Annotated in this window: 23 protein-coding genes, 1 tRNA gene and 1 riboswitch; of the genes, 18 read left to right on the top strand and 6 right to left on the bottom strand. The window is 39.4% G+C overall.

Annotated features, from left to right (window positions below; genetic code table 11):
- Nucleotides 1-54 precede the first annotated feature (54 nt).
- Both M3205_RS08850 and M3205_RS08845 read right to left on the bottom strand, forming a co-directional pair.
- Nucleotides 55-128, bottom strand: a tRNA-Arg gene (locus M3205_RS08850).
- Between the two features lie 268 nt (nucleotides 129-396).
- Nucleotides 397-1,437, bottom strand: coding sequence for an acyltransferase family protein (locus M3205_RS08845; protein WP_251169552.1), 1,041 nt, complete (start codon nucleotides 1,435-1,437; stop codon nucleotides 397-399).
- A gap of 495 nt (nucleotides 1,438-1,932) precedes the next feature.
- Between M3205_RS08845 and M3205_RS08840 the strand changes: the two genes are divergently transcribed.
- The 4 genes from M3205_RS08840 to M3205_RS08825 all read left to right on the top strand — a co-directional run bounded on the left by M3205_RS08840 (nucleotide 1,933) and on the right by M3205_RS08825 (nucleotide 6,924).
- Nucleotides 1,933-3,735, top strand: a complete 1,803-nt coding sequence (locus M3205_RS08840; RefSeq protein WP_251169551.1) for a methyl-accepting chemotaxis protein — start codon at nucleotides 1,933-1,935, stop codon at nucleotides 3,733-3,735.
- A gap of 164 nt (nucleotides 3,736-3,899) precedes the next feature.
- Nucleotides 3,900-5,711: a PAS domain-containing sensor histidine kinase gene (locus M3205_RS08835; RefSeq protein ID WP_251169595.1), complete on the top strand. Its 1,812-nt coding sequence runs from the start codon at nucleotides 3,900-3,902 to the stop codon at nucleotides 5,709-5,711.
- Between the two features lie 16 nt (nucleotides 5,712-5,727).
- Nucleotides 5,728-6,228, top strand: a complete 501-nt coding sequence (locus tag M3205_RS08830; RefSeq protein WP_251169550.1) for a methylated-DNA--[protein]-cysteine S-methyltransferase — start codon at nucleotides 5,728-5,730, stop codon at nucleotides 6,226-6,228.
- A gap of 114 nt (nucleotides 6,229-6,342) precedes the next feature.
- A complete protein-coding gene (locus M3205_RS08825; protein WP_251169549.1) occupies nucleotides 6,343-6,924 on the top strand; it encodes a DUF2087 domain-containing protein in 582 nt (193 codons plus the stop codon).
- Between the two features lie 33 nt (nucleotides 6,925-6,957).
- Here the strand turns inward: M3205_RS08825 and M3205_RS08820 are convergent, their stop codons facing one another.
- On the bottom strand, nucleotides 6,958-7,743 hold the full coding sequence (locus tag M3205_RS08820; RefSeq protein ID WP_251169548.1) for a carbon-nitrogen family hydrolase: 786 nt from the start codon (nucleotides 7,741-7,743) through the stop codon (nucleotides 6,958-6,960).
- Between the two features lie 143 nt (nucleotides 7,744-7,886).
- On the opposite strand from M3205_RS08820, the gene M3205_RS08815 reads away from it, so the two are divergent.
- The 10 genes from M3205_RS08815 to M3205_RS08770 all read left to right on the top strand — a co-directional run bounded on the left by M3205_RS08815 (nucleotide 7,887) and on the right by M3205_RS08770 (nucleotide 16,622).
- Nucleotides 7,887-9,059 carry a pyridoxal phosphate-dependent aminotransferase gene (locus M3205_RS08815; RefSeq protein ID WP_285886223.1) on the top strand — a complete coding sequence of 391 codons (1,173 nt, stop codon included), beginning with the start codon at nucleotides 7,887-7,889 and terminating at the stop codon, nucleotides 9,057-9,059.
- A gap of 88 nt (nucleotides 9,060-9,147) precedes the next feature.
- A riboswitch (SAM riboswitch) is annotated at nucleotides 9,148-9,251 on the top strand.
- Nucleotides 9,252-9,335: 84 nt separating this feature from the next.
- On the top strand, nucleotides 9,336-10,568 hold the full coding sequence (locus tag M3205_RS08810; protein ID WP_251169547.1) for a 2,3-diketo-5-methylthiopentyl-1-phosphate enolase: 1,233 nt from the start codon (nucleotides 9,336-9,338) through the stop codon (nucleotides 10,566-10,568).
- A complete protein-coding gene (locus tag M3205_RS08805) occupies nucleotides 10,561-11,223 on the top strand; it encodes a 2-hydroxy-3-keto-5-methylthiopentenyl-1-phosphate phosphatase (RefSeq protein WP_251169546.1) in 663 nt (220 codons plus the stop codon). The genes M3205_RS08810 and M3205_RS08805 overlap by 8 nt, the downstream gene beginning before the upstream one ends.
- The gene (locus tag M3205_RS08800) at nucleotides 11,220-11,855 is read left to right on the top strand and encodes a methylthioribulose 1-phosphate dehydratase (protein ID WP_251169545.1); all 636 of its coding nucleotides are present in this window, start codon (nucleotides 11,220-11,222) and stop codon (nucleotides 11,853-11,855) included. Before M3205_RS08805 ends, M3205_RS08800 begins: the two co-directional genes overlap by 4 nt.
- Before the next feature lie 54 nt (nucleotides 11,856-11,909).
- Nucleotides 11,910-12,443 carry a 1,2-dihydroxy-3-keto-5-methylthiopentene dioxygenase gene (locus tag M3205_RS08795; protein ID WP_251169544.1) on the top strand — a complete coding sequence of 178 codons (534 nt, stop codon included), beginning with the start codon at nucleotides 11,910-11,912 and terminating at the stop codon, nucleotides 12,441-12,443.
- Between the two features lie 298 nt (nucleotides 12,444-12,741).
- Nucleotides 12,742-12,975, top strand: a complete 234-nt coding sequence (locus M3205_RS08790) for an aspartyl-phosphate phosphatase Spo0E family protein (protein WP_251169543.1) — start codon at nucleotides 12,742-12,744, stop codon at nucleotides 12,973-12,975.
- A 210-nt stretch (nucleotides 12,976-13,185) separates the two neighbouring features.
- Nucleotides 13,186-14,013, top strand: a complete 828-nt coding sequence (locus tag M3205_RS08785) for an electron transfer flavoprotein subunit beta/FixA family protein (RefSeq protein ID WP_251169542.1) — start codon at nucleotides 13,186-13,188, stop codon at nucleotides 14,011-14,013.
- An 11-nt stretch (nucleotides 14,014-14,024) separates the two neighbouring features.
- On the top strand, nucleotides 14,025-15,050 hold the full coding sequence (locus M3205_RS08780; RefSeq protein WP_251169541.1) for an electron transfer flavoprotein subunit alpha/FixB family protein: 1,026 nt from the start codon (nucleotides 14,025-14,027) through the stop codon (nucleotides 15,048-15,050).
- Nucleotides 15,043-16,338 carry an FAD-dependent oxidoreductase gene (locus tag M3205_RS08775; RefSeq protein WP_251169540.1) on the top strand — a complete coding sequence of 432 codons (1,296 nt, stop codon included), beginning with the start codon at nucleotides 15,043-15,045 and terminating at the stop codon, nucleotides 16,336-16,338. The genes M3205_RS08780 and M3205_RS08775 overlap by 8 nt, the downstream gene beginning before the upstream one ends.
- Entirely contained in the window at nucleotides 16,338-16,622 is a 285-nt protein-coding gene (locus M3205_RS08770) for a ferredoxin family protein (RefSeq protein WP_019381639.1), read from the top strand. The genes M3205_RS08775 and M3205_RS08770 overlap by 1 nt, the downstream gene beginning before the upstream one ends.
- Before the next feature lie 422 nt (nucleotides 16,623-17,044).
- On the opposite strand, the gene M3205_RS08765 is transcribed toward M3205_RS08770, so the two are convergent.
- Entirely contained in the window at nucleotides 17,045-17,365 is a 321-nt protein-coding gene (locus M3205_RS08765) for a hypothetical protein (protein ID WP_251169539.1), read from the bottom strand.
- A 299-nt stretch (nucleotides 17,366-17,664) separates the two neighbouring features.
- Between M3205_RS08765 and M3205_RS08760 the strand changes: the two genes are divergently transcribed.
- Complete coding sequence (locus M3205_RS08760) at nucleotides 17,665-18,090, top strand: hemerythrin domain-containing protein (protein WP_251169593.1); 426 nt, start codon at nucleotides 17,665-17,667, stop codon at nucleotides 18,088-18,090.
- A gap of 362 nt (nucleotides 18,091-18,452) precedes the next feature.
- On the opposite strand, the gene M3205_RS08755 is transcribed toward M3205_RS08760, so the two are convergent.
- Nucleotides 18,453-19,688, bottom strand: coding sequence for an MFS transporter (locus M3205_RS08755; protein WP_251169538.1), 1,236 nt, complete (start codon nucleotides 19,686-19,688; stop codon nucleotides 18,453-18,455).
- A gap of 146 nt (nucleotides 19,689-19,834) precedes the next feature.
- Here M3205_RS08755 and M3205_RS08750 point away from each other — a divergent pair, with 146 nt between their 5' ends.
- Nucleotides 19,835-20,830: a phosphotransferase enzyme family protein gene (locus M3205_RS08750; protein WP_251169537.1), complete on the top strand. Its 996-nt coding sequence runs from the start codon at nucleotides 19,835-19,837 to the stop codon at nucleotides 20,828-20,830.
- Nucleotides 20,831-20,868: 38 nt separating this feature from the next.
- Here the strand turns inward: M3205_RS08750 and M3205_RS08745 are convergent, their stop codons facing one another.
- Complete coding sequence (locus M3205_RS08745; RefSeq protein ID WP_251169536.1) at nucleotides 20,869-22,368, bottom strand: PAS domain-containing sensor histidine kinase; 1,500 nt, start codon at nucleotides 22,366-22,368, stop codon at nucleotides 20,869-20,871.
- Nucleotides 22,369-22,498: 130 nt separating this feature from the next.
- Between M3205_RS08745 and M3205_RS08740 the strand changes: the two genes are divergently transcribed.
- Nucleotides 22,499-24,082: a bifunctional metallophosphatase/5'-nucleotidase gene (locus M3205_RS08740; RefSeq protein ID WP_251169535.1), complete on the top strand. Its 1,584-nt coding sequence runs from the start codon at nucleotides 22,499-22,501 to the stop codon at nucleotides 24,080-24,082.
- A 100-nt stretch (nucleotides 24,083-24,182) separates the two neighbouring features.
- The gene (locus tag M3205_RS08735) at nucleotides 24,183-24,638 is read left to right on the top strand and encodes a MarR family winged helix-turn-helix transcriptional regulator (protein ID WP_251169534.1); all 456 of its coding nucleotides are present in this window, start codon (nucleotides 24,183-24,185) and stop codon (nucleotides 24,636-24,638) included.
- Nucleotides 24,639-24,743 lie beyond the last annotated feature (105 nt).

Below are 24,743 nucleotides of genomic sequence, written 5' to 3'. Positions count from 1 at the left end.
ACCGGTTTATTGACCGGCAAACAAATGCGATAACATAGCGTTTTACGCTACGGACGTCCCAGGCGAGATTCGAACTCACGACCTACAGCTTAGGAGGCTGTCGCTCTATCCAGCTGAGCTACTGAGACATGATGAGAATAATTAATTTGTTTGCAATACATATATATGATTGGTATATCCTGTTTCTTCCTCTGAAAGCATATACAAGGAGCAAATGCGTCGAAACAAAGCTACAGAGATGTATTTCAGTGAAGTTTACGCTTAGCTGAGCTACTGAGACATGATGAGAATAATTAAATTGTTAACACAGTTACTTATTATAATCCCTTCATCAGCATTGGTCAATGGTTATGCCTAAAGTAAAAACCGGCCATTAATACATGGCCGGTTTCTGATCTAACTAGTAAGCTTTTTACGATAAAATCTCGCATATGCTCTTGATCTATCTTTCAGCTTCTTTAGCTGTGAAGTTTTTAGTTCAATGATAGGCTGTGCAAATGAAGTAATCAATTTGCTTGATAGAAGCAAGGTCAGCAGCAGCGATATTCCCGCAAGCAGCAGGAAGTTTTCAGGTTTAGTGAAAAAGTCCTGAACCTCACTTACTCTGAATAACCTGACAAAGAACCCATGGAGCAGATAAACATAAAGTGTGTTTTTTCCTAAATTAGTAAAGAAATATTGTTTACGTGGCACAAAAGCAAAGAAGCTAAATACCATAATTAAGCTCAGGATATAAAAGCCGAGTCTCGTAAAGACTGCCCCAATGGATGCTGCTCCCATTTCAGTATAGGGCTTCGATCCAAGCAGCCATTTGTAATCCACTTCAGGGTATAGGTAAAAGCCGATAAAGACCACAGCAAAAATAGCAAATGCACTAATCCTGAACTTTGGCTGGAATAAAGCATATAAATGCTCTTTCTTTAAATAGTATCCCAATAAAAATAAAGGGAAGAACACAAACGTCCTTGATAAACTTAAATAGTTTGAAATCCAATCAGCATATCCGACAGCAAGCCCTAAGATAAAAGCAGCTGTCAGGGAGTACACCGCCTTATACTTTGCGAAGAATAAAAGCATGATATTCCAGCAGAACATGCTGATCAGGAACCATAATGACCAATGCGGATTAAATGGATCAAGTTCAAAGGTGCCTTTATTATATAAAAAGTAATAAAAAACGGAGTAAATAACCTGGAAAATGATATACGGCAGTATTAGCTTTTTGGCAATTTTCTTTATATAGCCTTTTTTATAAAAGCCTTTTGCAAAAAAACCGGATACCAATATAAACGCCGGCATATGGAACGTATAAATCACTTTATATACTGTATAAATAGTCTCATTATCTTCAATAAAAGAGCGGAGTAAATGCCCGAAAACGACAAAGAAAATCAGGATAAACTTAGCATTGTCGAAGTAAAAGTCACGTTGTTTCATATGTCCTCCTCTATTAAAGACCCCCAAAAAAATACTCTTTCTGTCTTTACCCACTGTAACATGAAGCAAACTTCATTTCTCGTGTAAATAGGAGGTTCTATTTACAGAAAAAGTAAATTAAGAAAATTCTAATAAGACTGTAACATAATAATTCAAAATCTGTTTTATAAAAATAACAGCCAAGAAACCTATATATTATAAGGGTGAAAAACCTTTTTACATACCTGTTTCAAATTTTTTGAACTGTTAGTCATTTTTGTTTCAGATAAAAGGTACCAGTCCGTTTAGTCTGCCAAGCTTTAAAAAGCTATGCTCCACAAGAAAGAAATCATGAAGGAAAATCCAAAAGAAGTGCCAGATTAAACTTAATTGGAAAAATAATCTTTAAATGTCTTTTTTGTTCTATTATAATGAATTGAAAGAATAGTAAAAAAGAATTAGAACCAAACTAGTTCGATTGTTTGCATCCGGCTAAATCATAAAGGGGGAAGGAATTTGAAAGGTGTAAGGAAATTCAAATCAGGAAAGAAGGAACAAAAAGCCTCATCCAAGTCTAAAGGGCTTGGTATAGGAAAGTTTTTTAATAAAATGGCGGGTACAAGCTGGTGGAAGAACCTGAAGCTTGGTCAGAAATATGGGGTCGTACTTTTTGGGACCATTGGTCTATTCACCTTTTCAACTGTCCTTACTTTTATTCTGCTTACAGTGGCCAGTTCAAAACTGGAGATTGTTAGGGATTCAGGAGAAAAAGCCATTAAAATTACTGAATCAGCGGCCACATTCCACCATAAAGGGAGCACGATTGGAAACTTTATCATTGACTCCAATCCAAAACATTTAAATGCATTTGACCAGCTGACAGAGGAATTTAATAAATTAAAGAAGGAAATTTCTCCGGATCTGAGCAATACAAAAGCAAAAGACCTTTTTAAGCAAATTGATGAAAATGATCAACAAATCACCAGTTTATTCCATGAGGTCATTGAGCCAAAAGTGAAACTTCAGCATGAAAGAGAATATAGGCTTGGGAAATTGCAGGCAGATAATGTGATTTCTGAAACGGTTGAAAAATTGAATACCCTTAGCAGCATGATGAAAGAGGATCAGCAAAAAGCTGTATCTTCTGCAAAATCCAGTCTTATCCTAACTTTGATAGCACTTGGCATTTCAATCATCGTTTCAGCTGTCCTTGGAATCGCAAGTATTGTATTTATAGGACGTATTATTTCAAAAAAATTAACTTCGATTGTACAGTTCTCAAATGAAATAGCAGAAGGAAACCTTAATGTGAGTTCAGTGGAATATGAGGGTAATGATGAAGTAGCACAGCTTAGCAGAGCCATGAATTTCATGAAAGTAAAATTGCAGACAATGATTCAGGAAATTAATGCAGTTTCCGGATATGTTACTGAAAGAAGCGGAGAATTGAATATTGCCGCAAATGAAGTGAAAGCAGCCAGTCAGCAGGTTGCTTCAACCATGCAGGAGCTTTCAGGAGGAGCTGAGGATCAGGCTGGCTCTGCAACACGTTTATCTTTATTAATGGACGAGTACCTGGAAAAAGTAAAAGAAGCCGCATACAGCGGTAATGAAATCAAGAGTGCTTCTACAGAGGTGTTATCGCTTACTGAGGATGGAAACAAACTTATGAAAAAATCCCAGGAACAAATGGGATTAATTAATCAGATTATGAAGTCGTCTGTGGACAAGGTTAATGGGCTTGATGACCAGACCAAACAAATCTCAAGGCTGGTTAAAGTTATAAAGGAAATTGCTGACCAGACCAATCTTCTCGCGTTAAACGCAGCAATTGAAGCTGCCAGAGCCGGTGAGCACGGAAGGGGTTTTGCAGTTGTGGCAGATGAGGTGAGAAAGCTGGCTGAGCAGGTATCCTATTCAGTATCAGATATCACCAGGATTGTAGGAGGTATACAAACAGAGTCAAACAGTGTAGCCGTGTCACTTCAAACAGGCTATGTTCAAGTTGAAAAAGGGACTGAGCAAATACAACTGACTGGACAAACATTCCAAAGAATTTATGAGGCAATTAACTCAATGTCTGCAAATGTCAGCGATATTTCCAGCAGTCTCGAGCAGGTATCAATTAACTCTTCACATATGAACCAGTCTATTGGCAATATTGCTGCAGTATCCGAGGAATCTGCTGCAGGCATCGAACAAACCAGTGCATCAATGGCTCAGACTAACCATTCAATGGAGGAAATTTCAGATAATGCACTGTCTCTGTCGGAATTGGCAGAACAATTAAATGAAATGATTGCAAAATTCAAACTGTAAAATCCAGGCATACTCGTGATAGGGTATGCCTCTTCATTCTGCCCAAAGCACTTATAAAAAAATAATTTAAGTCAGTTTTCCCTGAGATTTAAAGGTTTTGGTCTAATCTTGTAGAAATAAATAATTAATTGCAAATCCCAATAGGAGGAAATAGAGTGGTCATTATGAAGGAAATCAGGAAACTCTATGCCAGAATTGAGACATTAGAAAAGGAAAATAATATATTGACTAATGACAATTCATATGGATATGATTTATTCTCTCACTCAAAAGATGGTATTTTATTTTTTGACAGCGAGGAGACAATAGTTGATGTCAATCCATCATTAGCTGAAAGTATAAAGATGGATAAAGAGCAACTGATAGGCAGGAGCCTGTATGAAATCGTGCCGAAAAACAAGCATTTCAAGCTAGAAAAGCAAAAGGAGCTATTAAAGAAGAATAATAGTGTCAGGGGCATCCTTCCAGTATATAGCGGCACAAGTATTATTGAGTTTGATTTTACTACCAGCACTCTTAATGAGAGCAGTCTTTATATGTGTATATTAAGAGACGTCACGAGTAAGCGGCTCCTTGAACGGAAAGTGAAAAAGAATGAAGAGCTGTATGCGGACCTGTTTGTAGAAGCTCTGGATGGCATCATTTTTTGGGGCGATAATGGCGAAATCATCGATGCTAATGAGGCTGCTTGCCGGATTTTTGAATGTACACATGGTGAACTGCTCAAAAGACAGGTAAAAGATTTCGTCTATGAAAAATCGGAAAGATACAGAAACATTGTTAAAGACATGTTCATAAAAGGCTCAATAAGGGATGAGCTTGTTTTTCTTATGCCTAACGGCCAGTTCAAATCTTTGGAATTTACAGTGAAATTGAACTCAGTTGAAGGCTACCACATGACAATCTTCAGAAATGTCAGTGAGCGTCATGCCATGGAAAAAAGTTTAAGGGAAAGCGAACAAAAATTTCGCATGATTTTTGAAGGGGCTCTTGAAGGTATTCTTCTCTGGGACGATCATTTTCAAATCGTCGATATTAATCAATCAGGCCAGAGAATGCTGCAGATGACAAAAGAGGATCTTATCGGTTTATCACTGCATAGTATTTTGAATGACTGCAATATAACTGATGAAGAATTAAAAGAACAAATAAGAAACATACACTCAGAGGGTCAATCAGACGGGAATCTTTCCATTACTTTAAAAACAGGCAGAAAGAAATTTTTTGAGTTTTCCAACAAGCTGAATATATTTTCTAATATTAGTATGACGACATTTAAAGATATTACTGAAAAGCTGGAAATGGAAGAACAGCTTCGGAAATCAGACACCTTGAATGTCATTGGAGAATTGGCAGCAGGGATAGCACACGAGATCAGAAACCCCATGACGGCTCTTAAAGGCTTTATTCAGCTTCTGGAGGGAAGTGTTAAAGAAGATCATACGATGTATTTCAATGTGATCACCACTGAGCTCAACAGGATAGATTCAATTATTAATGAATTTCTTATCCTTGCTAAGCCTCAAGCTGTCAAATTTGTAGAAAAAGACATTTCACAAATTATGAAAGAAACAGTCGATCTCCTTAGTGCACAGGCAGTACTTCACAATGTTCAATTCAGAACTTATTATGAACAGAACCTGCCCAGGGTTTTCTGTGAATCCAATCAAATGAAAAAAGTTTTTATCAATATAATAAAAAATGCAATTGAAGTCATGCATAAAGGCGGATATATTACAGTATCCATTCAAAAAGAATCGGACCAAAAAGTTCACATTTCCATAGGGGATCAAGGAACTGGAATTCCTGCACACAAAATAAAAAAGCTTGGTGAGCCTTTTTATACTACAAAGGAAAGAGGTACTGGACTTGGCTTAATGGTTACATATAAAATTATTGAAGAACACAACGGAACAATTGAAGTGGAAAGTAAATTGGGTGAAGGAACTGTTTTTCACATCTATTTGCCCACATAATAAAGGCGGGAATCGAATGAGAGGAAGAGTTTATTCTAAGGTAATAACACCGGCCGGTGACATATACATCGTAGCAGAAAATGGAACCCTTCTGGCTTTATACATGGGGGAAGCTGATTTTTTGGAAGGGGAAGATGTCTTATCATTGCAATTTAACCCCTCTGACTCTTTGTTAAAAATGTGTGCTCTCCAGCTTGAGGAATACTTTAACGGACATAGAAAGGAATTTGACCTCCCAATTGACTTTAATGGAACTGAATTTCAAAAAGCAGTATGGAAAGAGCTTTGCCTTATCCCATTTGGCGAGACAAGGAGCTATCACGACATTGCTGTAAAAATAGGGAAAGACAAAGCTGTGCGGGCCATCGGACAGGCAAATAAGGTCAATCGCCTTCCAATCATTATTCCTTGCCATCGTGTGATCGGCAAGAATAAATCACTAACCGGGTATGCAGGCAGCAGGACAGAAATTAAAGAAATATTATTATCCCTTGAAGGGGCCAATTATGCTAAATAGTTATCAAATCACCATTTTAAGGTGATTTTTTTTGATTTTTCCAATTCTGTTGACGAAATGAATCACATTCGATTAATATCTAATTAGATGATAATCGAAATGAGGTGCGTAATTATGCAATTAAATCGCTTAGTGGCTTTTTATAAGACTATGGGAGACCCAACCAGAATCCGGATTGTTTTTCTCCTTGCCAAAGGGCCGCTGCATGGACAAGCGATAGCCGGAAAGCTTGGCTTAACCCCGCCTACCATTACACATCACCTAAATAAACTGCGGGAAATAAACCTCGTATATCAAAGAAGAGATAAAAATACTGTTTATTTTTATTTGAATGAATCTGTACTGAAACACCAGTCCGGTGTACTTGCAAAATTGGCAGATAAAGAGGAGGTTAAAAAAATGGAGGAACAAAATTCCGAAAATCAGAAGGTTATTGAAAATTTCTTTACCAGGGATGGAAAGCTGAAGAATATTCCAGCCCAGAGAAAGAAGAAACTGATGGTTTTTGAGCATTTAATTAAAGGCTTGAAAATGGGAAAAAAATATGAAGAAAAAGAGCTTAACGAATATATAAAACAGTATCATGAAGACTACGCTACTATACGCAGGGAATTTATAATCAACCACTATATGTACCGTGAAAATGGCATTTACGAGTTGAACCCCCCTGAAATGTGGGCGAAAATAGAAGGGTGAGCAGGGGCCCTGGCAGGGCCCTCTGCAAAGTCCTTATCGGTAATAATCCGGTTTGCGGTCATCAAAAATCGGAATTAAGCTGCGGACTTCCTTCACTTTATCCAGGTCAATTTCACTATGAAGAATTTCTTCATTTTCAGAGCCTTCAGCAAGTACATCACCCCAAGGGTCTATAATCATCGAATGGCCAGCAAAGACATTAGCAGGATCAGTGCCGGAACGGTTGCAGGCAATGACATAGCATTGATTTTCAATGGCACGTGCAATCAAAAGCGCACGCCAATGTGCAAGCCGTGCCAATGGCCATTGGGCGACTACAAATAAAGCTTCTGCCCCCTCTGCTGTATGGCTCCGCACCCACTCAGGAAAACGAATATCATAACAGATCATTCCTGCAAATTTCCTATTGTCCAGAGAAAATTCTCCTCTGGCTGACCCTCCTTTCAAATAGAGATGCTCATTCATAAGCTTAAATAAGTGCAGCTTGCTGTATTCATGTATAAGGTCTCCGTTGTTATCTACAATCAGCAGCGTATTGTAAATGCCCTCAGCTGTTTTCTTTGCAACAGAACCGCCAATCAGATGGACCTGGTTTTTTTGTGCAGTCTCTTTCAAAAAAGCCAGAGCTAAGGCTCCATCCTGGTCCGCAATTTCATCCAATCTGGTCAAATCATAGCCTGTCGTCCAAAGTTCCGGAAGAACCAAAACGTCCGGATTAGACTTAAGCGCTTTAAGAATCATGGCTTCAGCTGCTTTAAAATTCTTTTCAGGTTTTCCAAAAGCAATATCCATTTGTAAACAGGCAACCTTTAATTTCATTTAACTCCCCCGCAATCATCTTTTGCTTATGTTATGATTAATCCGATAGATAGAAATTTTCTAAATTTTACTTTACAACATATCATTTAAGTTATATCATTTGTGACTATATTTTCAATCATTTTTTTAAGCAGGTGATCAATTTGATTAATTATCCGCAATCAGAACTATTAAAAAGTCTGCCAAAACAGTTTTTTGCCTCATTGACAGCTAAGGTGGGGAAAAAGCTTGAACAGGGTCATGATGTCATCAATCTGGGACAGGGAAATCCTGATCTGCCTACCCCTGAGCATATTGTCAAGCGTCTTAAAAGTGCAGCCGAAAACCCTCAAAACCATAAATATTCTCCTTTTCAGGGTTATCCTTATTTAAAAAAGGCAGCAGCTGACTTTTATAAAAAGGAATATGATGTGGATTTGGATCCGGATACTGAAATAGCCATCCTTTTTGGAGGCAAAGCAGGGCTTGTTGAAATTCCACAATGCCTTTTAAATCCCGGGGACAGTGTATTGGTTCCGGATCCAGGATATCCTGATTATTGGTCAGGGGTTGCGCTTGCTAAAGCACAAATGGTAACAATGCCTCTGAGAGAGGAAAATAACTTCTTGCCTGTATACAGTGAATTGACAGCTGAAGAGCTTCATTCAGCCAAGTTGATGTTTCTTAATTATCCAAATAACCCTACTGGAGCAGTGGCAAACATTGAGTTTTTTCAAGAAACAGTTGAAATAAGCCGAAGCCATGGCATATGCGTGGTACATGACTTTGCATATGGCGGAATTGGATTTGACGGAAAGGGACCTGTAAGCTTTCTTCAGGCAGAAGGGGCAAAAGAGGTTGGAATAGAAATTTATACTCTTTCAAAGACCTTTAATATGGCAGGCTGGAGAGTAGGGTTTGCAGCAGGAAATGCAAGCGTTATTGCAGCACTGAACCTGATGCAGGATCACCTTTACGTCAGCTTGTTTGGAGCTGTTCAGGAAGCTGCGGCAGCTGCTCTGTCAGGCTCCCAGGATTGTGTGAAAGAGTTGAATTCAATTTACGAATCCAGACGAAATACTTTCATTTCCGGTCTCAGGGAAATTGGGTGGGATGTACAAGCTCCTAAGGGCTCTTTTTTTGCATGGCTTAAGGTCCCGGAATCATTTACTTCTGAAGAGTTTTCTGAGTATCTCCTGGAAAAAGCGCATATTGCAGTTGCGCCCGGCAATGGGTTCGGCCAGTTTGGCGAAGGATTTGTGAGAGCTGGTTTGCTAACATCTGAAGAAAGACTTAAAGAAGCGGTAAGAAGAATACAAAAATTAGATCTATTTTAATTTATTTAAAAAATTAAATTGACAAAAGAATTAAGCACTGTCATAATTCTAATTAAATTTCTAAATTAACTGAATAATCGATTTCGTTTTCTTATTAAGAGCAGGTGGAGGGACTAGCCCTATGAAGCCCGGCAACCGACTTAAACTTAAGCACGGTGCTAAATCTTGCAGCTTATAGCTGAAAGATAAGAAGATGTTAGAATGCCATACTAACCTCTTCTTATTTGAAGAGGTTTTTATATTTCCTATTTTTTGATAGTGAAAGGAAGAAGATTTATGAGCGAAATTATTGCAGAGTACCTAATACATGATGAAAAACATAATCCGGAGAAAAAAGCGGAGGAGATTGCTTTAGGTTTAACGGTGGGATCATGGACCCATTTGCCGGAGCTGGAAAAACAGCAGCTGGAGAAGCATAAAGGCAGGGTCGTTTCTGTTGAAATCTTTACAAAAGATGCTAAAAGTAAGGAAACAGCAGCAATTATTAAGATTGCCTACCCTGCTGTAAATTTTAGTCCGGATTTACCGGCAATATTAACAACAGTCTTTGGGAAACTGTCACTGGACGGAAAGATTAAACTTTTGGATTTGCATTTTTCCAATGAACTGAAAAAATTTTTCCCCGGACCTCGATTTGGGATTGAAGGGCTGAGGGGAAAATTGAATGTATATGACAGGCCTCTTCTGATGAGCATCTTCAAAGGTGTGCTCGGCAAAGATATGGATTTTCTGACTTCACAGCTGCGGGAACAGGCCATGGGCGGTATAGATCTTGTGAAAGACGATGAAATTTTATTTGAAAACAGCCTTACACCATTAGAAGCGCGGATAAAAGAAGGAAAAAAGGTGTTAAGTCAGGTTTATGAGGAAATGGGCCATCGTACCTTATATGCTGTGAATTTAACAGGAAGATCGTTTGAATTAAGAGATAAGGCAAGAAAGGCATCCAGCCTTGGGGCTGATCTTCTTCTTTTTAATGTATTCTCTTATGGACTCGATGTATTGCAGTCTTTGAGGGAAGATGATGAGATTGAACTGCCTATCATGGCGCATCCTGCAATCAGCGGAGCTCTTGCAGCTTCAAGTGTTTATGGAATCTCCTATCCTTTGCTTTTAGGTAAACTGCTCAGGTATGCAGGAGCTGACTTGTCTCTTTTCCCATCACCTTATGGTTCAGTTGCCCTTGAAAAAACACAGGCTCTATCAATCGCAGATAGTCTAACTGAAAATGGCTTTTGCAAAAGATCTTTTCCGGTACCCTCAGCCGGCATCCATCCGGGTTTAGTGCCATTGCTATTCGATGACTTTGGAATAGACAGTGTCATTAACGCCGGAGGCGGCGTGCACGGCCACCCGGATGGAGCAAGAGGAGGCGGTTTGGCATTCCGTCAGGCGATTGATTTAACTTTAAAGGGAGCTTCTTTAGCCGATGCTCCATCAGACTTCCCTGAATTAAAAAGATCGATTGATTTGTGGGGATACAAAGAGGCGGCTGTAAAGAATGGGTGATATAGCGGTTTTTTGCGATTTTGATGGAACTATTACCGAAAAAGATAACATCATCAATATTATGAAGCATTTTGCACCTTCTCAGTGGGAGGGGATAAAAAATCAAGTCCTGCAGCAGGAAATTTCTATTAAAGAGGGAGTAGGAAAGATGTTCTCCCTTCTCCCAAGTAATCTGAAAAGTGAGATTACTGATTTCATCTTAAAAAATGCAAAGGTAAGAGAGGGATTCCAGCCGTTTGTCGATTATCTGGCAGAAAAAGATATACCTCTTTATATAGTAAGCGGCGGAATAGACTTTTTTGTAGCTCCAGTTTTAGATAAGTATGGACCCTTTGAAGCAGTGTTCTGCAATGGTTCAGATTTTAACGAAGACACAATAAAAATCTTATGGCCCCATTGCTGTGATGAAAAGTGCCAAAATAATTGCGGCTGCTGCAAGCCTTCCATTATGAGGAAGTTCGGGGCTGAGGACACATTGAAAGTGGTAATTGGAGATTCAATAACTGACCTTGAGGCTGCAAAACAGGCGGACTTTGTCATAGCAAGAGACCTGCTCTTGGAAAAAAGTAAAGAATTGAACCTTAAGCATGACACCTTTGAAACATTCTATGATTGCATTAAGGTTTTAAAAAAGTTAAATGAGGTGAGTGTATGAGGAGATTTGAGGAAAAATGGAATGAGCTTGCAGATATTAAAGACGAGCTTGCAGCAAGGGACTGGTTTATGGGAACGAGCGGGAATCTGGCCATTAAGGTCAGCTCAAGCCCGCTTCAATTCCTCGTAACTGCCAGCGGTAAGGATAAGAGGAAACGGACAGCAGAAGACTTTCTGCTGGTGGATGAATTTGGCCGGCCGGTGGGCGAAACTCATTTAAAGCCATCCGCTGAAACACTTCTGCATACGGAAATATACAGAAGAACAAAAGCTGAATGCAGTCTTCATGTACATACTATCGATAATAATGTCATCTCAGAAATTTATGGTGACCAGGAGGCTGTAACATTTCAGGGACAAGAGCTCATTAAAGCATTTGATAAATGGGAGGAAGATGCTGTCCTCAGAATTCCGATTATTCCGAATCATGCGCACATTCCGGCGCTGGCAAAGTGTTTTTCTTCCCATGTACATGAAACTTCAGGTGCAATTTTAATTAGAAACCACGGAATTACAGTATGGGGCAAAACCTCTTTTGAGGCTAAAAAGATCCTGGAGGCTTCAGAATTTCTGTTCCGATATCAGCTAAAGATATTGGAACATCGAGCCAAACAGTTATCAAAGGTAGTTTAATCGAAAAGCTCATAATAATGCAGAAAGAAAATTTAGTAGAGAGGGTTGATCAGTTTGGCATATATCGTATTTCAAAATTCAAGAAAAGAAATCAGGGATCAGGAAGAAGTTGCATCTTTTCTGGAAAAGCAGGAGGTTATCTATGAACAATGGGCAATAGATAAATTGCCTGACAGCCTCCAGGAAAAATACTTACTTTCAGATGATGAGAAACAAGAAATCCTGGATACGTTTGCTGCAGAAATTAAGGATATTTCTGAAAGAAGAGGATACAGGGCACAGGATGTCATTTCCCTTTCAAAGAATACGGCGAATTTGGAAGAGCTTCTTCAAAATTTCCAGCGGGAACACCACCATACAGACGATGAGGTGAGGTTTATTGTCAGCGGCCACGGGGTTTTTATTATACAAGGAATAGATGGGGAATTCTTTGAGGTATTCTTGAATCCCGGCGATTTAATATCAGTACCTGAAAACATTCGTCATTATTTCACTCTGCAGGATGACAGAAAGGTAGTAGCCATCCGGATCTTTGTATCTGCAGAAGGATGGGTGCCAATTTATGAAGAAGAGGAAGTTCATCAATAATCCGTTGACCCATTGCTACGGCATTGGGTATTTTTATTTTCCAACAATAATAATTGGGTTTTTTTTACACCCTTTGATCTTGCGAATTTTTTCATATACTGTTGGTTCCAGTTATTTTGTTTAGCAGAAGGTGTCGAAAACTATTAGTGCTCCTGTGAGATTAATGTCGATTAAAATTAATTGGGAAAAAGATTGTCTAATATTGCGAATCTATTTACATTTATAGAAATTCTTGTGATAATGCTTCAAGTAGACACATTTATATCGGATAAAAGGGATAGGATTAGGAGGAAGAAAGTTGCGCAATAAAAGAATACAGCTGCTGACTGAAATCCAGCAAAAAAGGGAAAAAATGATAGAAACGGCCAGGAAAAACGGAATGGCGAGCCAGGAAACGGTTCGATGCAGCCAGGAACTCGATCAATTGATTTTTGAATATCAATGCTTCATTAAACGGGAGAAGGAACAAAGGAAAAGTATGAGAGTTTCATTCAGGCAAATGATTCTATCATGGAAGAAAGCAGTTGTATAAATTGAGCATATATAAGTAGGGAATAAAAAGAATCCGTGAAGGGTTCTTTTTTTTTGCAGTCTGCCGCAATTCTAGTAATAAACATATTAATTCATTAAAGAAGTACTATGCCTCTTTAGAGAATCATATATCGTAATACAAAGCTTTTTTTATTACTTAAAGTACTCAATAATCATACAAGCTTTAAGTTAAGAGGAGGGAAAGTAAAAAATGCACATAGTTGTGTGTGTCAAGCAAGTGCCTGATACTAAAATCATTAAAATCAATCCCAAAACCAATACCCTTGACCGGCGCAGTGCTCCTGCAATTTTGAATCCTTATGATGCTCATGCAGTGCAGGAGGCTGTGAAAATTAAAAAGGTGTTGGGAAAAGGTACCATATCAGTCTTATCCATGGGACCTCCACAGGCTGTGGCAGTTATTAAAAAAAGTATCGAAATTGGGGCGGACCGCGGATTATTAATTTCCGACCGTGCATTTGCCGGTGCCGACACATTGGCAACAAGCTATGCTCTGTCTAAAGCCTTAGAACGTATTTCAAAAGATATGCCTGTGGATTTGGTTATATGCGGAAAGCATGCTATTGATGGAGATACCGGCCAGGTTGGACCAGGAATAGCAAGGCGGCTGGATATTCCGCCTGTCACGAATGTGATTGAAGTATCTGAAGTTAATGAAAGTGAAAAAAGAATTCTGATCAAAAGGAAAATTACGAACGGATATGAATTGATTCAAGCTCAAATCCCTTGCCTGCTGACCGTTGAAAAAGAGATTAATAGCATAGAATATTCCCCCATGCCTAATATGATAAAAGCTGCCAGATATGAACCGGTAATCTGGTCTGTTAATGATCTTGAAGGTGTGGACCGGACACAGCTGGGGTTGAAGGGGTCACCTACGATAGTGGGTAAAATGTTTACCCCTCCAAAGCCGGAAGGCGGAAAAAGACTTGAAGGGAATGCGGACGAACAAATTCAGCAGCTGATGGAGCTTCTCAATGATAAAAAAGAGCTATTGCAGCCAAATAGTAATAAATAGGGGGGATTTACATGATGGATGAGTACCGGGGAGTATGGGTATTCATAGAACAAAATGAAGGGAAAATTGAAGGGGTTTCCCTTGAATTGCTCGGCGCAGGCAGGAAGCTTGCAGACAAACTGGAGGTGCCTCTTTCCGGTGTGCTCCTTGGGTATGAAATAAAGTCTTTAACCCGGGAGATCATCTCATATGGTGCAGATCAGGTTTATGTAATCGACCATGAAGTAATGAAGGATTACCGGACTGAATCTTATATGAAGGCGGTTATCCAACTTGCAGAAAAATATAAACCTGAAATATTTCTCTATGGGGCCACGTCCAATGGCAAAGATTTAGCCAGTGCAGTTGCCACAGACCTCAGCACTGGATTGACTGCTGATACTACCATGCTGGATGTCGAAGTGGAAAAGAGGCTGCTTGAAGCAAGCCGCCCGGCATTTGGAGGAAATATTATGGCAACCATCCTTTGCAAGAAACACCGTCCGCAAATGGCTACTGTCCGTCCTAAGGTTATGAAGGCAATGGATCCGGATCCTGATAGACATGGTGAGGTTATAGAAGAAGCGATTACCTTAAAAGAAGATGACATGCGCACGAAGGTGATTAAAATTGTGAAGGATGTCACAAAAAAAGTGAATTTAGCTGAAGCCCATGTTGTCGTTGCAGGCGGAAAAGGAATGGGTGATATTCAAAACTTCCAGATGATCCACGAACTGGCTGACACCATTGGAGCGACTGTAGGGGGTACAAGGGATGTGGTGGAGGCTGGATGGCTGCCCCATGAACAGCAGGTGGGGCAGACAGGAGAAACCATTACACCAAAGATCTATTTTGCTATTGGGATTTCAGGGGCGATTCAGCATGTTGTAGGCATGAAAAATTCAGAGTTTATTATTGCGATTAACAAGGATCCACAAGCCCCTATATTCGATGTAGCAACATACGGTATCGTGGGTGATGCACTTGAAATTGTTCCGAAGCTGATTAAAGAATTCAAGGAAGCAAGGGAAAGAGGGGGTGAAATGAGCTATGTCTGAAAAATTTGATGTCATTGTGGTCGGTGCTGGTCCTGCAGGAACTTCCTGTGCTTATACCTGCGCTAAAAACGGCCTGAAAGTCCTGCAAATTGAAAGAGGAGAATATCCGGGCAGCAAAAATGTAATGGGCGGTGTGTTATACCGTAAGCAAATGGAGGAAATCATTCCGGAGTTTTGGAAAGAGGCACCGCTTGAGCGGCCAGTCATAGAGCAGCGATTTTGGATGATGGATAAAGAATCGGCAGTGAGTTTTGGCTATAAAGGTCTTGAGTGGGGGAAGGAACCATATAATAATTTTACAGTGCTGCGGGCGCCATTTGATCAATGGTTTGCAAAGAAAGGGGTTGAGCAGGGCGTTCTATTAATAAATGAGACGGTGGTGCTTGAGTGTCTGACTGAAAATGGAAAAGTAGTTGGTGTAAGAACAGACCGACCGGATGGAGATATATATGCTGATGTAGTGGTTTTAGCAGATGGTGTGAATTCATTGCTGGCAAAACAGCTTGGCTACCATAAAGAATTCCGCCCTGATGAAGTAGCGCTGACAGTAATGGAAGTCATTAATCTTTCTAAAGACAAAATTAATGACCGCTTCAACCTGGAAGACAACCAGGGATGTACGATTGAAATTTTCGGGGACTCAACGAAAGGCAATCTCGGTACAGCTTTCATATACACCAATAAAGATAGTATCAATATTGGTGTAGGAACAACACTCTCAAGCATGATCAAGGCAAAGCTTAAACCTTATGACCTGCTGGATTATTTAAAAACACATCCTATGGTAAGACCTTTAATAGAAGGGGGAGAATCCGCTGAATATCTGGCTCATTTGATTCCTGAAGGAGGGTATCATTCGGTGCCGAAAGTGGCCGGTAATGGTGTCCTTCTTGCAGGTGATGCGGCACAGCTTGTTAATGCCATTCACCGCGAAGGTTCCAATATGGCCATGGCATCCGGAACGATGGCTGCAGAAACAATAATTGCTGCCAAGGAACGGGGTGATTTTAGCGAAACGAGCTTGAATCAGTACAGGGAAAAGCTCTATCAAAGCTTTATTATTAAGGACCTGGAAAAATATAAAGATGCAGCTCACACGTTTGAGCAATACCCGCAGTATTTCAAGGAATATGTTCCGATGCTGAACAGGGCAGCGAACAAATTCTTTACAGTTGATGGAACTCCGAAGAAAGATAAGCAAAAAGAAATTATGAAGAGCTTCACCAGTGAACGCGGGACATTTCGTTTGCTTCAAGATATGTACAGGGCATGGAAGGCGGTGAAATAATGTCAACCAAAACGATAGAAGAAAAGCAATATCTAGTTCGTTTTAAGGCAGATACAAAATCACATCTTACCGTATTGGATCATGATATCTGTATGACAAAGTGTCCCGATAAAATATGCACCATTTTCTGCCCGGCAGAGGTCTACAAGTGGGAAGGTTTAAGAATGCAGGTCGGTTACGAAGGATGTCATGAGTGCGGCAGCTGCAGGATAGGATGCCCGTATCAGAATATTAAATGGGAATATCCGAAAGGAGGTCATGGAATAGTATTCAGACTTGCATAAATCACCCGTCAGGATCATACAAAAACCGGCCATTAAATGGGCCGGTTTTGAAAAGGGGGAATGAAAAGGGTTTTATCTTTCGGCAAATGTATATTATAAATTTAAAATATTAAGAATCTATTAACAAGGTATATATAAACTATGAATTCTATAAGGGTTTTCTAATATAACGCGTTAATGCATTTAAGTAATAGTGCTTTAGTAACTTAATTTTTCAGACGGAGTTTGTTAAACTGAATGTGGTCGAACTATTATAGTTGACCCCCTATAATCTGGAGAGCTTAGATTGTCTAGGCTCTTTTTTTATTGCATTACGAATGTTTTATTAATGGATTTCGTTAGGAGTAGATTTTACCTATATGTATGTTATTTCACATGCGAGGGTAAAAAAAGATGGAGCGAAGGAGAAATAATTTTTGGGGCTAGCTGATTTTTTCTGTTCTATTTAAAAAACTGAATTGTGAATCTTTGATATTGGCTTCAATTTCTCTGGCATGTTCAAATGCTTTGTGGATGCATTCATGAAGAGATGAAGAATATAGTACTTCATTCCATGAAAAGCTACCTTCCGAATCTGATGGATAAATGGTTACTTTCCAGCAATAAAACTCTTTTTCCTGTTCTTTAAGCTGTCCTTCCAGAGCGATCAGCCAGTGGGTTTGACCTGTGGAAGAGAATGTCTCTTCTGAATTAGCCGGAATAAGGCATTTTTGATAAAATTCATAAAAAGTTGGCAGTTGCATATTAATCCCTCCTAACAATTTACAGGGTTTTACTACGCCGATATAAAGATAACTTACCTTTATTATATGGCAAAAAATGAGAAGATTGCATATAATTATTTAAATTTTTAGAAAATTTTCAGGAACACATAAAGTGACGGGCATCACAACAAATAATCCTGCCATTTCTTATACTGAATCTATATTAGATAGGAGGGGTTAAGGATGGAAGGCTGTATGAGCTCCATGATGGGAAATGGTCCAATCAATCTTAGCAAAGGACTGAAACAGCTGAAAGAGGAGCCCCCCCTCTTTTGGCAATGCTTGAAGAGCTTCTTCAGATCACTATTAAAATGGAGGAATCTTCGGACAGAGCTCTTTTTAAAGAGTTGACTGAACATGTACAGAATTTCTGCAGTAAGCTTGATCCGCATTCAGAAAGGGAGGAAGGTGTGCTTTTCCGGATGATGGAACAATACCTGGGTAAAGGGGCAGGCCCTATCGCTGTTATGGAGTATGAGCATGACCAGGCTAAAAGCTGTATTAAAGCCTTCTTAAGAGCTGCGGAAAGAGCAGAGCACTTAACTGAAACAGAAATGGCCGAACACTCCGGACTGATTAAAAAGGCATACTATACTCTGACACAGCACTTTTCTAAAGAAGAAAACGTCCTATTTCCTATGGCAGAAAATCTTCTTACTGAAGACGAGAAAGAAGAGCTATATTTTAAAATTCAGCAATTTTAAAGAGGAGGGAGCACCTCCTCTTTTTTATGTCTAGCTTCAGCGTCTACTCCCTCGAGGTCACAAGCCTGTTTAGTTGCGGCTCCTAGGGCCGAAAGACTAGTCAAGCCCTTCCAGAAGAAAGAAAACCTTCTTAAAAGGCTCTTCTTAAGCTTGTCGTCCCTGAGCAGTCGCCTCCACCTTTCGGACAACGCTCCCACAAAAAGGCAAAGAACGCCTTTCCGGGAGGCTCGCCTTGTACTTGAGGCCTACAGGACAAGGAAGGCTTGACGGCATAAACATCGCACTATCGAAAGCAACAGCTTTTAAGAGGACGTGGCGTCTTTAGTTTGCTTTCCTTAGGTGGACAAGGCGCTTATACTTTCTTAGTTATTCCATTCAGAAACCCTTTCATCCGGGGGAAGCAATAAAGTCAGCAATCCCAAAACGGGAAGAAACCCTGTAAATATTATCATATTGGCCAGTCCAATAGTGTCGGCCAGATAGCCCAAAGCAACGGATCCTATTGCCCCCATGCCAAATGCGAGCCCTACTGTAAGTCCAGCCATAGTGCCGATTTTCCCGGGAACGAGTTCCTGTGCGTATACAACAGTCACAGAAAAGCTTGACATAAGTATAAATCCACCCGCCACAAGCATGATAAATGCAATAGCTGAAGGCACGAAAGGAATCATGAGGGAAAGGGGAACAGTGAGGATCATTGATAGAAAAATAATCTGTTTCTTTCCAAAACGATCTGCGAGCGGCCCGCCAAAAAACGTACCCAGCGCACCTGATACTAAAAATGCAAATAAGAAGAGCTGTGCCTGACTTATAGAGAAAGAATATTTCTCAATAGCATAAAAAGCATAGAAATTTGTCATCCCTGAGATAAACCATGAACGGGCAAAAATCAAAAAAAGAACCAGGAGGAGGGCTCCCCACACCTTCCTGGAAATTCTTTTATTTTGGCGAGTACTTGAACCTTTCCTCGGTTTAGTGGCGGTCAGTTCCTGCTGAAGGCGTCCTGTATACCAGAATGCGATATAAATCAGCAGTCCAACTGCAATTGCCGCAACTACGGAAAACCAGGCAGCCCCTATTTGGCCAAGTGGAACAAGAATGAGGGCTGTAATGATGGGAGCAAGTGCCTGTCCGGTGTTACCGCCAACTTGATAAATCGATTGTGCAAGGCCCCTGCGCTGGCCTGCTGCCATATATGCTACCCTTGAACCTTCAGGATGGAACACAGCCGAACCCAAACCAATGAATAGAACTGAAAGAATGATCCATTTATAATCTGGAGCAAAAGCCAGGCCTAATACACCAAATAAAGTTGAGGTGAGGCCGATTGGCAAGGCAAAAGGGAACGGTTTTTTATCAGTGGTCATCCCAATGACAGGCTGCATGATGGAAGAAACCATATTTAAGGAAAAAGCAATCATTCCAAGCTGTGAGTAGGTAAGCCCCATAGACTTTTCCAAAATTGGAAACATAGCGGGGATAACGGATTGGATGGAATCATTCAATAGGTGGCAAAGGCCGATGATGAATAATATCCGATAGGCTGTTTTCTGCTGCGGATCAGAGTTTGGCACGATTGTAGCAGCTGTAGCACTCATATTGTAAGTCTCCTTCTTTCTGAACGTTTCTTGAAAATAAATATATTGTACCTTATTCACGAGTCTATCAAAATAGATATTTTGAAAATCTTATAAATATTATATAATTTACATTATTTAGAATAAACATGAGAGCAGGGGAGCTAATGGAAAAAGCAGTTGATGCTTTAATGACGGACAACATCTTCCATCATTTCTTAAATATCTTTTCTTTGAATACTGTTAATTATAAAAAGCTGGGTGACTTTGAAAACTATGTCTTTCAAGCATCGAAAGACGGGGAAGAGTTAATTTTGAGAATTACCCATTCGACACATCGAAAGCTGGAGGAGATTTTATCTGAAGTTGATTGGATGAGTTATTTAAGATCAGATGGTGTGAAAGTTCCAAAGGTAATCACTTCAAAAAATGGGAATATGGTTGAAGCCTTGGAAGCCGGTGACGGCTCTGTCTTTTATGCAAGCCTGTTTTCAAAAGCACAGGGAAAACCAATCAGTGTTCTTGCACCGGAATTCAACAATGAGTTATATCATGCATGGGGAAGAGCGGTGGGGAAAATGCATTCAGCCACAAAATCATATTTTCCTTCCCCTGGCATTATACAGCGAATGCAATGGGATGAAGAAGAATTGTTGACCGTTGAAAAATATATACCCAAAGAAGATCAATTAATTGTTAAGAATACGAAGGATTTAATGAATCTGCTTCATGCATTGCCAAAGGATATAACCAACAACTATGGTCTTATTCATACAGATATTCATTCCGGAAACTTCTTTTATGACGGAAAAGATATAGAAGTGTTTGATTTTGATGACTGCTGTTATCATTGGTTTGCGTCTGATATAGCCATACCTCTGTATTATTCAATTTTATATAAGTTTAAAGAGGCGGATCCTGCAGAAGTGAAAATTTTTGGAAAGATATTTCTGGAATCATTTTTGAATGGATATCAGCAAGAGAATGAAATTCCCTGTGACCTGGAAAGACAGCTGCCTTTATTCCTGAGGCTGAGGGATATCACACTGTATTCCGTTCTCCATAAAAAAATCGCACCTGAGGACAGGAATCCTCAGCTATTAGTAATGATGAAGTCGATAAAGGATCGAATTGAGGAAAACTCTCCAATATATTTAAGCTAAAAGGGAAGGTGCCTGATTTTATGCACCTTCCCTTCTTATTAACGGTTTTTGATAGGAAGAAAAACGTCCACATGAGTACCCTTTTTTTCTTCACTTGTAATAAATATTTCACCGCCAAAAGAATGCACAATCCGTCTGCAGACCACAAGCCCAAGACCTGTACCCATTTCTTTTGAAGTATAAAATGGATGAAATATTTTTTCGATATTGTCTTCTGGAATGCCGGAGCCAGTATCCGTGATTTTAAGCTGACATCTGGATTGTATCTTATTTAGCTTTATCGTTAGTTTTCCGCCATCCTGCATTGATTCAAAAGCGTTTTTCGTTAAATTCAGGATCACCTGTTTCATCTGATCTTTCGTGCAATCGACTATTACGGGTTCATCTGAAATAATAGATTCAAATGTGACATTGTGTAAGTTAGCTTCAGAGAGTATTAAAGGTTCTAATTCCTTTATAACACTTCTCAAATCCATAGCATCCATTTTTTGAGCAGTGGGTTTACCCAGAATTAAAAATTCACTGACAATCTCATTAATTCTGTTTATCTCATCATTTATGACAGAAAAATAATACCGGTCATGTGTATTTGTATATTTTTCACTCAATAGCTGTATAAGGCCTTTTATTCCTGTTAAAGGATTCCTGATTTCATGGGCTGTGCTGGCAGCAAGAGAACCTACCAATTCAAGTTTTTGCAATTCATTTTCCTTTTTTTCCTTTGTAGCTTTTTTTTTAAGCCTTAAATATTTTATGAAGAGAAACAGAATATGGATTATTATCGTTAATACCAGGATTTCCCGGAAAGCATCCATAATAATTTTCAGCATGTCTCTTGGCGGAAATTCCACCTTTACACTCCAAGGCAGCCTGTCAATCGGAATGGTAATGCTATTTTGACTGGAAAATGAAGAGTCCCCATTCATATTGATATCCATAATTGTTTTCCTTTTAGAATTAAGAACTGAAAGTCTGGCATCCGGAGTGAGGAGCCTCATAATATTTTGTACGTAATCCACTCTCATATGTGCCACAATAATAGAGATTATATCTCCATCTTCATTCAATACCGGCTTTCCTATCCCAACGACTGTTTGTCCATTTGTAAGTGTTTCTGGAGTATTGGAAATAACAATATCTTTCGTTACCAATACCTCTTTAAAATATTTCTTCGCAGATAAATCTGAGTTTGCTAAAAGTTGATTTGATCCTGTAAGAACCAATCCGCTAGGATCAAGAAGGTAAATCCCTCCATAACGTGGATCCATTTGATTGGCTTTTTGGAGCAGTTGCTCAAGCTTTTCAGAAGGTGTGTCAGCACTTCCAGCAGTCAGCGAAAGCATCTCAAGTGTGGTCACGGTCTCAGAAATAAACTGGTCCCAGCTTCTTTGGTGTATCGAGCCAATCCATTTTGCATCTTGGATTCTTTCCAAGTCATTTTCGTTAACAGAATCCATAAACAAAAAGATGCTGCCGGCTAAAGTAGGTATAATGACTGCGAACAAATAAAGCAGGAAATTTCTTTTTCGATTATTCATGCGGATAACTCCAGATTAATTAGGTTAATTTGTCCTTTGCTTACTGACATTAACAATATTATACCATTATGTGTTAAAAGAGGTTTAATTCTATAAAAGGAATGTTATTTTATATGTAAGGAGGGGTTTGATGAAATCGGAAGCTTTGCTCACCATTTTAACTACAAGTGATGTCCACGGACATGTATATCCATACTTTTATGGAACGGATGAAAGCGCCGAGCATGGTCTAGGCAAGCTTGCAGCGTTAATAAAGAGAGAAAAGGAAAAATCTGATATATCAATTCTTATTGATAATGGTGATTTAATCCAGGGAACTCCTTTAACTTATTATTATTCCAGGTACCTAAAAAATCAAAAAAATCCCATGATACAGATTTTAAATAAACTTGAATATGATGCCGCTGTTATCGGAAATCATGAATTTAACTATGGAAAGAATATCCTTGCAAGAGCGGTCAGTGAGTCCAATTTCCCCTGGCTTTCAGCTAATATCTTATTCAGTTCAACAAAAGAAACTTATTTCGGGCTTCCTTATAAAATAAAAACTTTTGCAAATGGATTGAAAACTGCGGTAATCGGAGTGACGACCCAGTTTATTCCAAATTGGGAGAAAAGTCAGCATATTGAGCAGCTTTCATTCGAATCTGCGGTGGTCAGCTTGAAAAGATGGGTTTCCTATATCCAGGAGGAAGAAAAGCCTGACTTAATTATCGTCTCCTATCATGGGGGCTTTGAAAAGGATCTAAAAACAGGTGAACTGACGGAAGAACAAACAGGTGAAAATGAAGCCTACAGAATATGTACCGATGTCCCTGGTATTGATGTGCTGATTACCGGACATCAGCACCGTTTTATTGAAGGGGAGCAAGTGAATGGAGTATCTATTATCCAGCCGGGATTTAATGGGCAGGCGCTTGGCAAGGTTACAGTAAAATTCAGAAAAAAACATAATGATTGGCTGATTGATGAAAAAAACTCTGCCTTGATTTATCCAAATGGAATTCTGCCTGATCATGAGATCCTTCAGCTTGCCGGATATTATGAATGTAAAACCCAGAATTGGCTTGATACAGTGATAGGTGAAATTGAGGGAGACATGGTGATTGATGATATTTTCAGAGCGCGCCTTAAGGAGCATCCGCTGGTTGAATTCATCAATAAAGTTCAAATGGAAGCGTCTGGTGCTGATATATCCTGTACTGCGCTGTTTCATGAGGGAGCACCTGGTTTTAAATCTAATGTATCGATGAGAGATATTGTCTCTAATTATATATACCCGAATTCGCTATGTGTCCTAAAGGTTTCAGGAAAGGACATTAAGGATGCCTTAGAGCGGTCAGCATCTTATTTTGAATTGAACAGTGATGGGGATATTATAGTGAATCCTGAATTTTCATATCCGAAGCCACAGCATTATAATTACGATATGTGGGAAGGAATTGAATATAAAATAGATGTTTCCGTCCAAAAGGGCAGCCGGATCACAGAGCTTCTTTATAAAGGACATCCTATCAGGGAGGATGGGGAGTACCATGTAGTAATGAACAATTACCGGGCTGCAGGAGGCGGAGGTTATTATATGTTCAAGGACAAACCCGTGGAGAAGGAAATATTAACCGATATGACTGAATTGATTGCAGACTATTTTTCTGAAAAGGAAAAGGTAATCCCAACATTGAATTGCAATTGGGAGGTTTCAGCCGGCAAATAATCCTGATTCGCTAAATTGACAGCTTTCTTACGGTTTTCTATAATGATTGAGAATTAAATATGTAAACGCTACTCAATAAAAGGAAAAGGGATTGGATAAAATGGGGTCTGAACAAATTGACCAATCGTTGAAATTATTTATCGTCCTGTCCAGGGCATACAGGGCTATAAATGAAAATGTAAATAAACGAATACAAACGTACGGAGTAAATCCAACTGAATTTGCAGTTTTAGAGCTTCTTTATCATAAAGGTGACCAGCCTCTGCAGCAGATCGGCGGGAAAATACTATTAGCCAGCGGAAGCATCACATATGTAGTGGACAAGCTTGAGCAGAAAGGGCTATTAAAAAGGGTCGCATGTCCGACGGACAGAAGAGTTACCTTTGCGCAGATTACAGATGAGGGAAAAGCATTTATTGAAAATATTTTTCCTGATCATGAAAGACATATACATTCGCTTATGAACGAGCTGAATTCAGAAGAAAAAGCCGCAGCCATTGGGCTATTAAAGAAGCTTGGACTATCAATTTCCCATGACAAAAATGGGGAGGATTAATCTAAACAGCCATATTGGCTGTTTTTTTTGTGACAGAATAAGATATGTTTAGGGAAGGAATTATCCAAATATTGTCGAAATAGTTTAGTGGTTTGTTTAAAAATC

The sequence above is a fragment of the Cytobacillus firmus genome (genome assembly GCF_023715565.1).
GTDB lineage: Bacteria > Bacillota > Bacilli > Bacillales > Cytobacillaceae > Cytobacillus > Cytobacillus firmus_C.
The sequence above is the reverse complement of the archived record's forward strand: the minus strand, read 5'-3'. Positions and strand labels throughout refer to the sequence as shown.

What these genes read in the sequence shown, in the direction of transcription:
- M3205_RS08800 (WP_251169545.1), top strand. Translation starts at nt 11,220, where the DNA reads ATGAGGAGATTTGAGGAAAAATGGAATGAGCTTGCAGATATTAAAGAC.
- M3205_RS08830 (WP_251169550.1), top strand. Translation starts at nt 5,728, where the DNA reads ATGAGAGGAAGAGTTTATTCTAAGGTAATAACACCGGCCGGTGACATA.
- M3205_RS08845 (WP_251169552.1), bottom strand. Translation starts at nt 1,437, where the DNA reads ATGAAACAACGTGACTTTTACTTCGACAATGCTAAGTTTATCCTGATT.
- M3205_RS08785 (WP_251169542.1), top strand. Translation starts at nt 13,186, where the DNA reads ATGCACATAGTTGTGTGTGTCAAGCAAGTGCCTGATACTAAAATCATT.
- M3205_RS08805 (WP_251169546.1), top strand. Translation starts at nt 10,561, where the DNA reads ATGGGTGATATAGCGGTTTTTTGCGATTTTGATGGAACTATTACCGAA.
- M3205_RS08760 (WP_251169593.1), top strand. Translation starts at nt 17,665, where the DNA reads ATGCTTGAAGAGCTTCTTCAGATCACTATTAAAATGGAGGAATCTTCG.
- M3205_RS08780 (WP_251169541.1), top strand. Translation starts at nt 14,025, where the DNA reads ATGATGGATGAGTACCGGGGAGTATGGGTATTCATAGAACAAAATGAA.
- M3205_RS08755 (WP_251169538.1), bottom strand. Translation starts at nt 19,688, where the DNA reads ATGAGTGCTACAGCTGCTACAATCGTGCCAAACTCTGATCCGCAGCAG.
- M3205_RS08770 (WP_019381639.1), top strand. Translation starts at nt 16,338, where the DNA reads ATGTCAACCAAAACGATAGAAGAAAAGCAATATCTAGTTCGTTTTAAG.
- M3205_RS08745 (WP_251169536.1), bottom strand. Translation starts at nt 22,368, where the DNA reads ATGAATAATCGAAAAAGAAATTTCCTGCTTTATTTGTTCGCAGTCATT.
- M3205_RS08835 (WP_251169595.1), top strand. Translation starts at nt 3,900, where the DNA reads ATGAAGGAAATCAGGAAACTCTATGCCAGAATTGAGACATTAGAAAAG.
- M3205_RS08765 (WP_251169539.1), bottom strand. Translation starts at nt 17,365, where the DNA reads ATGCAACTGCCAACTTTTTATGAATTTTATCAAAAATGCCTTATTCCG.
- M3205_RS08750 (WP_251169537.1), top strand. Translation starts at nt 19,835, where the DNA reads ATGGAAAAAGCAGTTGATGCTTTAATGACGGACAACATCTTCCATCAT.
- M3205_RS08775 (WP_251169540.1), top strand. Translation starts at nt 15,043, where the DNA reads ATGTCTGAAAAATTTGATGTCATTGTGGTCGGTGCTGGTCCTGCAGGA.
- M3205_RS08825 (WP_251169549.1), top strand. Translation starts at nt 6,343, where the DNA reads ATGCAATTAAATCGCTTAGTGGCTTTTTATAAGACTATGGGAGACCCA.
- M3205_RS08820 (WP_251169548.1), bottom strand. Translation starts at nt 7,743, where the DNA reads ATGAAATTAAAGGTTGCCTGTTTACAAATGGATATTGCTTTTGGAAAA.
- M3205_RS08735 (WP_251169534.1), top strand. Translation starts at nt 24,183, where the DNA reads ATGGGGTCTGAACAAATTGACCAATCGTTGAAATTATTTATCGTCCTG.
- M3205_RS08740 (WP_251169535.1), top strand. Translation starts at nt 22,499, where the DNA reads ATGAAATCGGAAGCTTTGCTCACCATTTTAACTACAAGTGATGTCCAC.
- M3205_RS08810 (WP_251169547.1), top strand. Translation starts at nt 9,336, where the DNA reads ATGAGCGAAATTATTGCAGAGTACCTAATACATGATGAAAAACATAAT.